The sequence below is a fragment of the Actinomycetota bacterium genome, assembly GCA_030019255.1.
GTDB lineage: Bacteria > Actinomycetota > Geothermincolia > Geothermincolales > RBG-13-55-18 > Solincola_A.
In genome coordinates this window covers 1-14,838 of the sequence record JASEFK010000024.1, presented here as the reverse complement: position 1 = coordinate 14,838, position 14,838 = coordinate 1, and the positions used below count along the sequence as shown (strand labels likewise).

Genomic DNA, 14,838 nt, shown 5'->3' with positions numbered 1-14,838 from the left:
ACGTTGACGTGCGGCTTGGTCCGCTCGAACTTCTTCTTGGCCATTTTGACCCTCCTCCCGAATCACTCAACGGTGTCTCATTCTGGACACAACTTCCCTATTTTAGTCATCCCGCGGGGCCCACACAAGACCGTTTTCTCGGGAGCCCGCGAGGCATTTCCCAGCTATTACCATCCCCTTTCCCGTCTCCCGTTCCACCCTTACTCTCCCCTTATGCGCTTGATGATCTCCGCGGCCAGGTTGTGGGGGACCTCGCCGTAATGGGAGAACTGCATGTGGTGGGTGGCCCTCCCCTGGCTCAAGGAACGCAGGTCGGTGGCGTAACCGAAGGTCTCCGCCAGCGGCACGTAGGCCACGATGTTCTGATGCCTGCCGCGCGTCTCCATCCCCTCCACCTTGCCACGGCGGGCGTTGAGGTCGGCGATGACGTCCCCCAGGTACTCCTCTCCCACGTTGATGTGCACCTTCATGATGGGCTCGAGGAGTATGGGCTCCGCCCTGCGCAGGGCCTCCTGGAAGGCCGCGGCTCCCGCCGCCTTGAAGGCCAGGTCGGAGGAGTCAACCTCGTGGTAGGAACCGCCGCGCAGGGTGACCTTCACGTCGACCACCGGAAAGCCCGCCAGGACTCCGAACTCCAGGGCTCCCCGTATCCCCTCCTCCACCGCGGGGATGAACTCCTTGGGTACGGCGTTGCCGGTGACCTTGCTTTCGAAGAGGAAGCCCTCCCCCCGGGGCAGGGGCTCCAGGTCGATGATCACGTGCCCGTACTGGCCACGCCCGCCCGTCTGGCGGATGAACTTGCCCTCCACCCCCCGGGCCTGGCCGGCGACCGTCTCCCGGTAGGAGACCTGCGGCCTCCCCACGTTGGCCCCCACGCCGAACTCCCGCAGCAGGCGGTCCACGATGATCTCCAGGTGCAGCTCGCCCATGCCGGAGATGATGGTCTGCCCGGTCTCCGGGTCCAACTTCACCCGGAAGGTGGGGTCCTCCTCGGATATCCTCTCCAGAGCCTCGCTCAGGCGGTCCTGGTCGGCCTTGGTCTTGGGCTCGATGGCCACTGAGATGACCGGCTCGGGAAAGACCATGGGCTCCAGGAGGATGGGGCGGTGGGCGGAGCACAGGGTGTCGCCCGTGTAGGTCTCCTTGAGCCCCACGGCGGCCACGATGTCGCCGGTGTGTATGGACTCCCGTTCCTCACGGTGATTGGCGTGCATCTGGAGGAGGCGCCCGATGCGCTCCTTCTTGCGCCGGGTGCTGTTGTACACCGTGGCTCCCACCCGCAGGGTGCCCGAGTAGACCCGGATGTAGACCAGCTTCCCCACGTAGGGATCGGACATGACCTTGAAGGCCAGGGCGGAGAAGGGCTCTTCGTCGGAGGGCCTGCGCACCTCCTTCTTCTCCTTCCCCACCTGCACCCCTTCCACGGGGGGCACGTCCAGGGGAGAGGGAAGGTAGTCCACCACCCCGTCCAGGAGCAGCTGCACCCCCTTGTTGCGGAAGGAGGCCCCGCAGAAAACGGGTACCAGCTCGCACTTGAGGACCCCCTTCCGGACGGCCCGCCGTATGTCCTCCTCGCTCACCAGCTCCTCGCTCTCCAGGTACTTCTCCAGCATCTCGTCGTCGTAAGGAGCACAGGCCTCGAGGAGGGCGTGGCGGTAGAGCAGGGCGGTATCCAGGAGCACCTCGGGGATGTCCACGTACTCGTACTTTGTACCCAGCTCGTCCCGCCAGACCACGGCCTGCATGCGGATGAGATCCACGCAGCCGGCGAACTCGCTCTCCCGGCCCAGGGGCACCTGCACCGCCACCGGTCGGAGGTCGAACTTCTCCTCCAGCATCTCCAGGCAGGCGAAGAAGTCCGCTCCCGGACGGTCCATCTTGTTCACGTAGCAGATACGCGGCACGCGGTAATGGTCTGCCTGCCTCCATACCGTCTCCGTCTGTGGCTCTACTCCCGCCACCCCATCCAGGATGGCGATGGCCCCATCCAGCACGCGCAGGGAGCGTTCCACCTCTACAGTGAAGTCCACGTGCCCGGGCGTATCTATTATGTTTATCTTATGATCCCGCCAGAAACAGGTGGTGGCGGCGCTGGTGATGGTTATCCCCCTCTCCTGCTCCTGGATCATCCAGTCCATCACCGTGGAGCCCTCGTGCACCTCCCCCATCTTGTAGGTCTTGCCGGTATAGAAGAGTATCCTCTCCGTGGTAGTGGTCTTCCCGGCGTCGATATGGGAGATGATGCCGATGTTGCGGACCCTTTCCAGGGGGAAAGCCTCGTCCGCCCGGGATGATTTCTCCACCTTTCCCGTGGTCGTTACCTTCATCCTCACCACCGGTAATGGGCGAAGGCCTTGTTGGCCTCGGCCATCTTGTGCAGGTCTTCCTTTCTCTTGATGGAGGCGCCCACGTGGTTGGCGGCGTCCATGAGCTCGCCGGCCAGCCGCTCCATCATGGTCTTTTCCTTGCGTTGCCGCGCGTAGTTCACTATCCACCGTATGGCCAGGCTGGTGGCCCGCCGGGGACGCACCTCCACCGGGACCTGGTAGGAAGCGCCGCCCACTCGCCGGGAGCGCACCTCCAGGACGGGGCGCACGTTGTCCGTGGCCTTGCGCAGTATGGTCAGGGGGTCATTCCCCGTCCTCTCGCGGATGATGTCCAGGGCGCCATAGACGATTTTCTCCGCCTTGCTCTTCTTCCCGTCCAGCATCACCTTGTTGATGTACTGGGCCACCAGTACGCTGTTGTACCTGGTGTCCGGGGCTATCTCCCTCTTCGGTGCCGGTCCCTTCCTGGGCATGCTTCCTCCTCCGATTACCGTCCCACTCAGCGGGAAATCACAGGCCGGCCCTCTTCTTGGTCCCGTAACGGGAGCGGGCCTGCTTGCGGTCGGCGACCCCGGCGGCGTCCAGGGCGCCGCGTATGATCTTGTAACGCACTCCCGGGAGGTCCTTGACCCTCCCTCCCCTTACCAGGACGATGGAGTGTTCCTGGAGGTTGTGCCCTATACCCGGGATGTAGGCGGTGACCTCGATGCCGTTGGTGAGTCTCACCCTGGCTATCTTGCGCAGGGCGGAATTGGGCTTCTTGGGAGTGGTGGTCTTCACCTGCGTGCAGACCCCGCGGCGCTGCGGGCAGCCCTGCAGGGCGGGGGTCTTGGTCTTCTTCCGCTTCTCCCGGCGTCCCTTTCGGACCAGCTGGTTTATGGTGGGCAAAGCTACCTCCTCCAGGAATAATATTCCAATTCGACCCTCTATCCTTCCAAAAACGCGCCAAGGCGCAAGTTTACCATCACCTTTTTCGGCATGTCAACGCGGCTGTCGTGTGAGTGCGCTCCATGCCGCGTTTCAGAGCTCCTCCTCCTCGTTCCCCGAGGGCATACCCTCCGCGCCACTGTCGTCCTCCGCGCCGCCGACGCTCCTGGCCCAATCGGGCAATTCGACGCCGCCCTCGCCCACGGCCGCGGAACGCTCGCCCTCCTGCCCGGAGGCCAGGGATTCCACCTCCTCCAGGAGGCTTATGCCCATGTGCTTGGGCTTCACCTTGATGTTCCGGTAGCGGGCCATGCCCGTGCCCGCGGGGATGAGCTTCCCGATGATCACGTTCTCCTTCAGGCCCAGCAGGGGGTCCACCTTCCCGGAGATGGCCGCATCGGTGAGCACCCGCGTGGTCTCCTGGAAGGAGGCCGCGGAGAGGAAGGATTCGGTGGCCAGGGAGGCCTTGGTGATGCCCAGGAGCATCTGGCGCGCCGTGGCCGGCTCTCCTCCCTGGGCGATGACCGCCTGGTTGACCTCCTCGAAGTACTTGCGGTCCACCTTGTCCCCGGGAAGGAGATCGGTGTCCCCGGGATCCAGGACCTCCACCTTCTTCATCATCTGGCGCACGATGAGCTCGATGTGCTTGTCGTGGATGTCCACCCCCTGGCTCTTGTAGACCTCCTGGACCTCATGGACCAGGTAGAGCTGCGCAGCCTGGGTGCCCAGCACCCGCAGGATGTCGTGGGGGTTGATGGAGCCCTCGGTGAGCTGATCCCCCGCCGCCACCTCCTGGCCATTGCGCACCCGCAGGCGGGCCCGGCGGGATACTTGGTAGATGCGCTCCTTCCCGTCCGCCCCCACGATGGTTATCTTCCGTGAGCGCTCCGAGTCCTCGATGGTCACCTTCCCGGATATCTCGGCGATGATGGCCTGGCCCTTGGGCTTACGGGCCTCGAAGAGCTCCACCACTCGCGGAAGCCCGTGGGTGATGTCCTCTCCGGCCACGCCGCCGGTGTGGAAGGTACGCATGGTGAGCTGGGTCCCGGGCTCGCCGATGGACTGGGCGGCGATGATGCCCACCGCCTCCCCTATCTCCACCAGCCTTCCGGTGGCCAGCATGGTCCCGTAGCAGAGGCAGCACACCCCGTGGCGGGACTCGCAGGTCATCACGGAGCGGACCATGACCTCCTCGATCCCCGCCTTGGAAAGTTTTTCCACCATGGCCATGTCGATCTCGTCTCCCGGCTCGAGGAGCACCTCCCCGGTCCTGGGATGGGTCACGCGCTCCAGGGCCACCCGGGCCGCCAGGGAGGGGTTGAGCTCTCCCTGCGGAGTGTGCACCCGGACCGGGATGCCCTTGTCCGTCCCGCAGTCGTACTCGCGCACGATCACTTCCTGGGATACGTCCACCAAGCGACGGGTGAGGTAGCCGGAGTCCGCGGTGCGCAGGGCGGTATCCGCCAGCCCCTTGCGGGCCCCGTGGGTGGAGATGAAGTACTCCAGGACGGTCAGACCCTCCCGGAAGTTGGACTTGATGGGCCGGTCGATGATCTCCCCCTTGGGGTTGGCCACCAGGCCCCGCATCCCGGCCAGCTGGCGGATCTGCTTGATGTTCCCCCGTGCCCCGGAGTTGGCCATCATGTAGATGGGGTTGAAGATATCGAAGGCCTTCTCCATGGCCTCGGTGACCCGGTCGGTGGCCTCCGTCCACAGCTCCACCACCCTCTGGTGGCGCTCCTCGTCGGTGATCAGGCCCCGCTTGTAGTTCTCCTCGATGCGCTCCACCTCCGCCTCCGGCTCCTCCAGGATCTTGTCCTTGTCCGGGGGCACGGTGATGTCGGAGATGCCGATGGTGATCCCCGCCTTGGTGGCGTAGTGGAAGCCGATGCGCTTGATGTTGTCCAGGATCTCCGCCGTCTGCACCGTGTCGTACCTCTCGGCCACCTCGGTGACGATGCGCTGCAGGACCCCCTTGTTCACCTCCTCGTTGACGAAGGGATAGTCGTCGGGGAAGGCAGTGTTGAAGATTACCCTGCCCACCGAGGTATCGTATATCTTGGCGGGGCGTCCCTTTTTGCGTATGCGCACCTTCACCGGCGCGTGCAGGGCCACCTCCTTGAACTCGTAGGCCATGATGGCCTCCTCGGGGGAGGCGAAGGCCTTGCCCTCACCCTTCTCCCCCTCCTTGATCACCGTGAGGTAGGAGGCACCCAGCACCATGTCCTGGGTGGGGGTGGTGATGGGCCGGCCATGGGCCGGGGAGAGGATGTTGTGCGCGGAAAGCATGAGGATGCGCGATTCCGCCTGCGCCTCCGCGGAGAGGGGAAGGTGCACCGCCATCTGGTCCCCATCGAAGTCGGCGTTGAAGGCCGTGCATACCAGGGGATGGATCTGGATGGCCTTGCCCTCCACCAGGACCGGCTCGAAGGCCTGGATGCCCAGCCGGTGCAGGGTGGGGGCCCGGTTGAGGAGCACCGGGTGCTCCCGGATGACCTCGTCCAGCACGTCCCACACCTCCGGGCGCTGGCGTTCCACCATGCGCTTGGCGCTCTTGATGTTCTGGGCATAGTCCTTGTCCACCAGGAGCTTCATGACGAAGGGCTTGAAGAGCTCCAGGGCCATCTGCTTGGGCAGGCCGCACTGGTGGAGCTTGAGGTTGGGGCCCACCACGATCACCGAACGCCCGGAGTAGTCCACCCTCTTGCCCAGCAGGTTCTGGCGGAAGCGACCCTGCTTGCCCTTGAGCATGTCGGAGAGGGACTTTAAGGGACGGTTCCCGGGACCGGTCACCGCCCGGCCCCGCCTGCCGTTGTCGAAGAGGGCGTCCACCGCCTCCTGGAGCATGCGCTTCTCGTTGTTGACGATGATCTCCGGGGCCCCCAGGTCCAGGAGCCTCTTCAGGCGGTTGTTGCGGTTGATGACCCTCCGGTAGAGGTCGTTGAGGTCGGAGGTGGCGAAGCGGCCCCCGTCCAGCTGCACCATGGGGCGCAGGTCGGGCGGGATCACCGGGATGCAGGTGAGCACCATGGCCGTGGGGTCGTTGTCCGTGTTCAGGAAGGCGGAGACCACCTTCAGGCGCTTGGTGGCCCGCTGCCTCTTCTGCCCCTTGGAGTTGCGGATGATCTCCCGCAGCTCGGCGGCCTCCTTCTCCAGGTCCACGTTGGCCAGCATCTCCTGGACCGCTTCCGCGCCCATGCCGCCGCGGAAATAGTCGCCGTAGCGTTCGCGCATCTCCCGGAAGAGCACCTCGTCGGAGATGAGCTGCTTGTACTCCAGGGCCTTGAACTCCTCGAAGACCCTCCGCAGCTCCTCTATCCTGCGCCTCGCCTTCTCCTCCAGGGACTTGATCTCCTTCTCCAGCTGCTGCGGCTTGAGCTTGGGTACCGGCTCCTCGCCCTCCTCCACGGGCTTTTCCTCCCCCTCCGCCGCCGCCCGCAGCTCCTCTATCCTCCGCCGGGTGGTCTCCTCGATCTCGGTGATCTCCTCGTTGAGCTCCTCCTCGAGGAGGGGCAGGTCCCGCTGGCGCTTCTCCTCGTCCACGAAGGTGATCACGTAGGAGGCGAAGTAGAGTATCTTCTCCAGGTCCTTGGGGGTGATGTCCAGGAGATATCCCATACGGGAGGGTACGCCCTTGAAATACCAGATATGGGCCACCGGGGCGGCCAGCTCGATGTGGCCCATGCGTTCCCGCCTCACGCGGGCGCGGGTGACCTCCACCCCGCACCTCTCGCAGATGATGCCCTTGAAGCGGACCCGCTTGTACTTGCCGCAATAGCACTCCCAGTCCCGGGTGGGTCCGAAGATCTTCTCGCAGAACAGGCCGTCCTTCTCCGGCTTGAGGGTGCGGTAGTTGATGGTCTCCGGCTTCTTCACCTCACCGTGGGACCAGGACCTTATCTGGTCCGCGGTGGCCAGGCCGATCTTCAACTTGTCGAAGTCGTTGACGTCCAACAAGGGAACTCTACCTCCTTATGCGATATCTCCGACACTTCCCTCCGGATCCCCCGGCCGCGCCTCCCTTACAGTTCCTCCGGCCGCTCCTCCAGGGGCTCCTCCTCGCTCCGGGTGGAGAGCAGGGCGGCGGAAGCGGTACGCAGGTCGATGCCCAGGTCCTCCGCCGTGCGTAGCAGGTCCTCGTCGGTCTCCTTTATCTCTATCTCCTCTCCCGTCTCGGAGAGGACCTCCACGTTGAGGCACAGGGCTTGCATCTCCTTGACCAGCACCTTGAAGGACTCCGGTATACCCGGCTCTGGTATGTTGTCCCCCTTGACAATGGCCTCGTAGACCTTCACCCTGCCCATGACATCGTCGGACTTCACGGTAAGCAGCTCCTGGAGTGTGTAAGCCGCACCGTAAGCCTCCAGCGCCCACACCTCCATCTCCCCGAACCTCTGCCCCCCGAACTGGGCCTTGCCGCCCAGGGGCTGCTGGGTGACCAGGGAGTAGGGCCCCGTGGAACGGGCGTGGATCTTGTCGTCCACCAGGTGCAGGAGCTTCATCATGTAGATGTAGCCCACGGTGACGGGCTGGTCGAAGGGCTCGCCGGTGATGCCATCGTAGAGAATGGTCTTCCCGGTCTCCGGGAGCCCGGCCTCGCGCAGGGCCTCCTCGATCTCGCTCTCCCGGGCCCCGTTGAACACCGGGGTGGAGACGTACACCGGCCCCTCCACCTTGTTCTTACCCTTCTTGGGCCAGCCTTCGTGGGCCGCCCAGCCCAGGTGGGTCTCCAATATCTGCCCGATGTTCATGCGCGAGGGCACGCCCAGGGGGTTGAGGACGATGTCCACCGGCGTCCCGTCAGCCAGGAAGGGCATGTCCTCTATGGGCAGGATCTTGGAGATGACCCCCTTGTTGCCGTGGCGCCCAGCCAGCTTGTCCCCGTCGGAGATCTTGCGCACCTGGGCCACGTAGACCCTGACCATCTCGTTCACCCCGGGGGGTAGCTCGTCCCCCGCCTCCCGGGAGAAGACCTTGACGTCGATGACCTTTCCGGACTCCCCGTGGGGAACCTTGAGGGAGGTGTTGCGCACCTCCCGGGCCTTCTCCCCAAAGATGGCCCGCAGCAATCTTTCCTCGGCGGTGAGCTCCGTCTCCCCCTTGGGGGTCACCTTGCCCACCAGGATGTCCCCGGGTCCCACCTCGGCCCCGATGCGGATTATCCCCCTCTCGTCGAGGTCCTTGAGCATGTCCTCGCTCACGTTGGGGATGTCCCGGGTGATCTCCTCCGGGCCCAGTTTGGTGTCCCGGGCGTCGATCTCGTGTTCCTCGATGTGGATGGAGGAGAGGACGTCGTCATAGACCATGCGCTCGGAGACGACGATGGCGTCCTCGTAGTTGTAGCCCTCCCAGGGCATGAAGGCCACCAGGAGGTTCTTGCCCAAGGCCAGCTCCCCGTGGTCGGTGCAGGGCCCGTCGGCGATGACCTGGCCCTCCTCCACCCGGTCGCCCTCGTTCACGATGGGCTTCTGGTTGACGCAGGTTCCCTGGTTGGAACGGCGGAACTTGGCCACCTTGTAGACGTCTATCGTTCCGTCCTCGCGCTTTATCTCGATGCGGTCGGCGTCCACGTAGGTTACCACCCCGGCGGCCTTGGCGCAGAGCACGTCGCCGGTGTCCTTGGCCGCCCGGTATTCCATCCCCGTCCCTACCAGGGGGGCCTCGGAACGCAGCAGGGGCACCGCCTGTCGCTGCATGTTGGAGCCCATGAGGGCGCGGTTGGCGTCGTCGTGCTCCAGGAAGGGGATGAGCGCCGTGGCCACGGAGACTATCTGCCGCGGGGAGACGTCCATGAAGTCCACTTCCTCCGGATGCACCGCCTTCACCGCTTCCTTGGTGCGGCAGAGCACGGTGGGCCCGAGCAGCCGGCCCCGCTTGTCCACCGGCGCGTTGGCCTGGGCGATGACATACTTCTCCTCCTCGTCGGCGGTAAGGTAGACGATCTCGTCGGTCACCCTGCCCTTGACCACCCGGCGGTAGGGGGTCTCGATGAAGCCGAACTCGTTAACCCGGGCGTAGGTGGCCAGGGAGCCGATGAGGCCGATGTTGGGACCCTCCGGGGTCTCGATGGGGCACATGCGCCCGTAGTGCGAGGGGTGCACGTCCCGGACCTCGAAACCGGCCCGCTCGCGGGAAAGCCCTCCCGGCCCCAGGGCGGAGAGCCGCCGCTTGTGGGTGAGTCCGGCCAGGGGGTTGGTCTGGTCCATGAACTGCGAGAGCTGGCTGGAGCCGAAAAATTCCTTTATCGCCGCCACCACCGGGCGGATGTTAATCAGGTTCTGCGGGGTGATGGCCTCCGCCTCCTGGGTGGTCATGCGCTCCTTCACCACCCTCTCCATGCGCGACAGCCCTATGCGCACCTGGTTCTGGATGAGCTCGCCCACCGAGCGGACGCGACGGTTGCCGAAGTGGTCGATGTCGTCAACCTCCTCGATCTCGCTGGGCATGATGCGCAGGAGGTAGCGGATGGTCTCCAATATGTCCTCCGGGGTGAGGACGGTCACGTTCAGGGGTATGTCCAGGCCCAGCTTCTTGTTCAGCTTGTAGCGGCCTACCTTGGCCAGGTCGTACTTCCTGCGGTTGAAGAACAGGTTCTCCAACAGGGTGAGGGCGGTGTCCGCGGTGGGAGGCTCGCCCGGCCGCAGCTTGCGGTAGATATCCATCAGGGCTTCCTCCCGGCTGGAGGTGTGGTCCCTCTCCAGGGTGGCCTCGATGATGGGGGAGCCGTCGAAAAGGGAAAGTATCTGGTCGTCGTCCTCGTACCCCATGGCCCTCAGGAGCACCGTGGCCGGCTGGCGACGCTTGCGGTCTATCCTTACCCCGATGACGTCGCGCTTATCGGTCTCGAACTCCAGCCAGGCCCCGCGGGAGGGGATGATCTTGGCGTAGTAGAGCTCCTTGTCCGTGGTCCTGTCCAGCTCCTTGCTGAAATAGACGCCGGGGGACCTGACCAGCTGGGAGACCACCACCCTCTCCGTGCCGTTGATGATGAAGGTGCCCTTCTCGGTCATGAGGGGGAAGTCCCCCATGAAGACCTCCTGCTCCTTGATCTCCCCGGTCTTGCGGTTGATGAAGCGCACGGTGACGAAGAGCGGGCAGGAATAGGTCATATCCTTTTCCTTGCACTCGTCCACTTCGTACTTGGGCTCCTGCCACTTGTGCTCCCCGAACTCCACCGCCAGGTCCCCGGAGTAATCCTCGATGGGGGAGATGTCCTCGAACACCTCGCGCAATCCCTCGGTGCGGAACCACTCGTAGGACTTCTTCTGGATGTCGATAAGGTTGGGGACGTCGAGGATTTCCGGGATCTTGGCGAAGCTTCTTCTCTGGCGCACTCCGTGGGTAACACTCACCGCTTCCCTCACTCCTTTTCCCTCGCGAAGCGAAAAATTCCCTTATATATACGCAAAACATTATCTTATGATTAAAAAGATATTTTTGTCAAGAAAATGGAATTCGTTTTTCCGGCAACTCACCGTCCCTCATCGCCCTCTTAAAGCGTGCCGGTCGTCCCTTGGGGAACCCGCGAATGAACGCCGAATACTTCTTTCTCGTATCATTTCCTCTGGATGGCGGTTAGGTTATCCCTCCCGGCGGGAAGCGAATCCATCGGGCCACATCTCCCCGCATGATATCACGAAGACGCCAAGCGGCCGCCGGGCAAGCGAAAGAGGGATGCGCCGGCATCCCTCTCCAGCGTGCTCCAGCCCGGTACCCGACCCGGCATCGCGGCGGAAGCCGTCGCCGCCCCTTTTCCGCGCCGTACGTCGGGGTGACCCTACTTTATCTCCACCTGGGCGCCCGCCTCGCGCAGCTGCTCGGCGATGCGGTCCGCCTCGTCCCTGGAGACCTTCTCCTTGACCGGCTTGGGCGCCTCGTCCACCAGGGCCTTGGCCTCCTTGAGTCCCAGCCCAGTGATGTTCTTGACCTCCTTGATGACCTGGACCTTGCGATCCCCGGCGGCCAGGAGGATGACGTCGAACTCCGTCTTCTCCCCTTCCTCCGCCGGACCTTCTCCCCCCGCCGCCGGAGCGGCCGCTCCGACCGCTGCCAACGCCACCGGGGCGGCCGCGGTCACGCCGTACTTCTCCTCCAGCGCCTTGACCAGTTCGTTGAGCTCGAGAACGGTCATGGAGTCGATGGCCTCCAGAATGTCCTCCTTGGTGATTTTCTTCTCCGCCAATCCTCACACCTCCATCTTTTTCCTCAACCGCACCGCTTTGCGGCGGTTCAGGCCGCCTTGGATTTCTCCTCCGCCACCGCGCGCAGGGCGTAGACCAGCTTGCGGTAGGGACCGGATAGGACGCCGTGCAGTCCGTACAGCGAACCCTTGAGGGAACCCACCAGCCTCCCCAGGAGCACCTCGCGGGGAGGGAGGAGGGCCAGGGACCTCACCTCCGCGGCATCCAGCAACCTCCCCTCCAGAAAGCCGCCTTTCACCTTCAGGTTGGGATTCTCCCGCGCGTAAGCGGCCAACTCCTTGGCCACCGCCACCGGGTCCTCGGACCCGAAAACGGCCCCTACCGGGCCCACCAGCAGTTCCCCGAGGGACTGGTATTCCGTGTCCCGGATGGCCAGCAGGGCCAGGGTGTTCTTGAGCACGCGGTACTCGCCTCCCTTTTCCCGTAGCTTGAAGCGGAGCGCGTTCATCTCCTCCGCCTTCAGGCCGGTGAAATCGGTCAGGAAGATGAAGCGGCTGGAGAGGAAGCGATTGCGCATCTCCTCAACCCTGGCGATCTTCTCCTCTCGAGGCATGGTCTCCTCCCGTCTCTCCACCCGTCCTCCGGGGGAATCCCCTCCCCCCGGAAACGGCCTCAAACCAACGGCCCCCGCGTGGACGGGGGCCGGTATATATGATTTGGCTCCTCCGGCCTCCACGGGACATTAAGCCCTGCGGGCACCCGCTTCTCAGGCTCGATTCCCAAACCTACCACGCGAAAGAGCAGCTGTCAACGCGGTGTTCGCCATCCCTCAGACGGCCACCTTCTCCTCGCCCAGGATATCCCTCACCACGCTGGGATCCACCTTCACTCCCGGACCCATGGAGGTGGAGAAGGTGATGCTCTTGAGGTAGCGACCCTTGGCCGCCGCCGGCTTGGCCCTGATGACCTCCTCCAACACGGCGGCGTAGTTCTCGAGGAGCTTCCGCTCGTCGAAGCTCTTCTTGCCCAGCACCAGGTGGAGGTTCCCCTGGCGGTCAACGCGGTACTCCACCTTTCCCGCTTTGATGTCCTTGACCGCCTTCTCCACGTCGAAGGTGACCGTCCCCGCCTTGGGGTTGGGCATCAGGCCGCGGGGGCCCAAGAGCTTGCCCAGCTTGCCCACCTGGGACATCATGTCCGGGGTAGCCACCATGGCGTCGAACTCGAACCACCCCTCCTTGATACGCTCCAGGAGCTCGGGGCCTCCCACGATGTCCGCCCCGGCGGCCTCCGCCTCCCGTGCCTTATCCCCCTGGGCGATGACTAGGACCCTCACATCCTTGCCCGTCCCGTGGGGGAGGCTTACCGTGCCCCTCACCATCTGGTCCGCCTTGCGGGGATCCACGCCCAGCCGGAAGGCCACTTCCACCGTCTCGTCGAAACGGCTTCCCGGCATCTTCTTGATGATCTCCACCGCCTCGCGGGGATGATAAAGCTTCTGGCGATCGTAGAGCGACAGCGCCTCGCGGTAACGCTTGCTCCTCTTCTTCATGGAATCCTCACCTCCGTGGTTCTCGCGGGCCGCAGCCCTCCCACAAACGGCGTCAGTCCACCACCAGGATGCCCATGCTGCGGGCGGTGCCCTCGATGGTGCGCATGGCCGCCTCCACGTCCTTGGTGTTTAGGTCGGCCAGCTTCTGTTCAGCGATCTCCCGTATCTGCTTGCGCGTCAGGCGGGCCACCTTCTGCATGTTGGGCTCGGGAGAGCCCTTGTCCAGTCCCGCCTTCTGCTTGAGCAACACCGCAGCCGGCGGGGTCTTGGTGACGAAGGTGAAACTGCGGTCCTCGTAGATGGTTATCTCCACGGGGATGATGGTCCCCGCCTGGGACTGGGTCTGGGCATTGTAAGCCTGGCAGAAGGCCATGATGTTCACCCCGTGCTGGCCCAGGGCCGGTCCCACGGGAGGCGCCGGGTTGGCCTGCCCGGCCGGTATCTGGAGCTTCACCTTGGCGATGACCTTTTTGGCCATTTCCCTCACATCCTCCTCACAACTTGGTCACTTGATCGAAGGTGAGCTCCACCGGCGTCTCGCGACCGAAGATGGAGACCATCACCTTCAGCTTGCTCTGGTCTAGGTTTATCTCCGCTATGGTCCCGGTCATGTCCGCGAAGGGACCCGAGGAGACCCGCACGCTCATGCCCTCCTCGAACTCCGTCTTGGGCCTGGGCTTCTCCGCCGTGGCCGGCTTGAGCAGCTTCATGGCCTCCTCCTCGGTGAGCGGGGTGGGCTTGGCGCTGGAGCCCACGAAGCCGGTGACCCCGGGCGTGTTGCGCACCACGTACCAGCTCTCGTCGTCCAGTTCCATCTGCACCAGGATGTATCCGGGCAGCATCTTCTTCTGGACGACCTCCTTCTTGCCCCCCTTTATCTCCATAACGTCCTCGGTGGGGACCACCACCTTGAATATCTTGTCGCCCATGTCCAAGGAGGCGATGCGGTGCTCCAGGTTGCTCTTGACCTTGTTCTCGTACCCGGAATAGGTGTGCACCACGTACCACTTGGGCTCCATCAACCGACCCTCCCGCTCACAGGATGAAGATCTCCACCAGCTTGGTGAACAGCACGTCGGCGAAATAGACCAGTCCGCCCATGAGAACCACCGTCACCAGGACCACCAGGGTGTAGGAGACCACCTCGTCCCGGGTAGGCCAGGTGACCTTCTTCATCTCCGCCCGGACCTCGGTCAGGAACTGGGAGACGGTCACCCTCTGCTTCTTGGGCCCACCCTTCTTCCTCGCCCCGGCGGACTTCTTGAGCTGGGCGCGCTTTTTCTCCACGCCCAGCTTCTGCTGCATCCGCCGCAATTCCCTGCTCGGCAACTCTCCTCCTTTTCTGCAAAAATAATGGCAGGCCTGGAGGGACTCGAACCCCCAACTTCCGGTTTTGGAGACCGGCGCTCTACCAGTTGGAGCTACAGGCCTACTCTAATCCCTTAAGTCGGGTGCTCACGTTACGCCCCGTCCGAAGCACCCTCCTCGCTTACCAGTCTAATATATTATATTAGCGGGTCTCGCGGTGCAATGTGTGCGTCCGGCACCAAGGACAATACTTCTTAAGTTCGATCCGGTCAGGATCGTTGGTCTTGTTCTTCTTGGTGGTGTAATTTCTCCGCTTGCATTCCGTGCAAGCCAGCGTCACCAGTATCCTCATTCCGGCTCACCTGTCCTTCCCAGTGCCGAAAAGATAAGCTACCATCACCCGCGCGGGGTGTCAATCTCTGTTCCCTCCTGCATCTGGAAGGATGGGTTTCCTCCTCCTCGAGGCGTACAATCCGGCAACCGTTTCACGAACCGGAGTCCGCTCTTCCGGTATGCCCCTACCCGCACCCTACCGGATTATCTCCACCACCCTTCCGGCCCCCACCGTACGGCCGCCCTCGCG

Annotated in this window: 12 protein-coding genes and 1 tRNA gene; all 13 read right to left on the bottom strand. The window is 63.8% G+C overall.

The window, feature by feature from the left end:
• Positions 1–200: 200 nt before the first annotated feature.
• Positions 201–2,327 (bottom strand): elongation factor G, encoded by a 2,127-nt coding sequence (fusA, locus tag QME84_12610; protein ID MDI6875104.1) that lies wholly within the window; start codon positions 2,325–2,327, stop codon positions 201–203.
• A 2-nt stretch (positions 2,328–2,329) separates the two neighbouring features.
• Entirely contained in the window at positions 2,330–2,800 is a 471-nt protein-coding gene (gene rpsG, locus QME84_12605; GenBank protein MDI6875103.1) for a 30S ribosomal protein S7, read from the bottom strand.
• Between the two features lie 37 nt (positions 2,801–2,837).
• Positions 2,838–3,215 carry a 30S ribosomal protein S12 gene (rpsL, locus tag QME84_12600; GenBank protein ID MDI6875102.1) on the bottom strand — a complete coding sequence of 126 codons (378 nt, stop codon included), beginning with the start codon at positions 3,213–3,215 and terminating at the stop codon, positions 2,838–2,840.
• 132 nt (positions 3,216–3,347) lie between these two features.
• The gene (locus QME84_12595; GenBank protein ID MDI6875101.1) at positions 3,348–7,211 is read right to left on the bottom strand and encodes a DNA-directed RNA polymerase subunit beta'; all 3,864 of its coding nucleotides are present in this window, start codon (positions 7,209–7,211) and stop codon (positions 3,348–3,350) included.
• Between the two features lie 65 nt (positions 7,212–7,276).
• Positions 7,277–10,618, bottom strand: coding sequence for a DNA-directed RNA polymerase subunit beta (gene rpoB / locus QME84_12590; protein ID MDI6875100.1), 3,342 nt, complete (start codon positions 10,616–10,618; stop codon positions 7,277–7,279).
• Between the two features lie 413 nt (positions 10,619–11,031).
• Positions 11,032–11,421, bottom strand: coding sequence for a 50S ribosomal protein L7/L12 (gene rplL, locus QME84_12585; GenBank protein ID MDI6875099.1), 390 nt, complete (start codon positions 11,419–11,421; stop codon positions 11,032–11,034).
• 62 nt (positions 11,422–11,483) lie between these two features.
• Positions 11,484–12,029: a 50S ribosomal protein L10 gene (gene rplJ, locus QME84_12580; GenBank protein MDI6875098.1), complete on the bottom strand. Its 546-nt coding sequence runs from the start codon at positions 12,027–12,029 to the stop codon at positions 11,484–11,486.
• A gap of 195 nt (positions 12,030–12,224) precedes the next feature.
• A complete protein-coding gene (rplA, locus tag QME84_12575; GenBank protein MDI6875097.1) occupies positions 12,225–12,947 on the bottom strand; it encodes a 50S ribosomal protein L1 in 723 nt (240 codons plus the stop codon).
• Positions 12,948–12,999: 52 nt separating this feature from the next.
• Entirely contained in the window at positions 13,000–13,425 is a 426-nt protein-coding gene (gene rplK / locus QME84_12570) for a 50S ribosomal protein L11 (GenBank protein ID MDI6875096.1), read from the bottom strand.
• Positions 13,426–13,441: 16 nt separating this feature from the next.
• Positions 13,442–13,966, bottom strand: a complete 525-nt coding sequence (gene nusG / locus QME84_12565) for a transcription termination/antitermination protein NusG (GenBank protein MDI6875095.1) — start codon at positions 13,964–13,966, stop codon at positions 13,442–13,444.
• A gap of 16 nt (positions 13,967–13,982) precedes the next feature.
• Positions 13,983–14,276 (bottom strand): preprotein translocase subunit SecE, encoded by a 294-nt coding sequence (secE, locus tag QME84_12560; protein ID MDI6875094.1) that lies wholly within the window; start codon positions 14,274–14,276, stop codon positions 13,983–13,985.
• Positions 14,277–14,301: 25 nt separating this feature from the next.
• Positions 14,302–14,378 (bottom strand) — tRNA-Trp (locus tag QME84_12555).
• A 79-nt stretch (positions 14,379–14,457) separates the two neighbouring features.
• Positions 14,458–14,607: a 50S ribosomal protein L33 gene (gene rpmG / locus QME84_12550; protein ID MDI6875093.1), complete on the bottom strand. Its 150-nt coding sequence runs from the start codon at positions 14,605–14,607 to the stop codon at positions 14,458–14,460.
• Positions 14,608–14,838 lie beyond the last annotated feature (231 nt).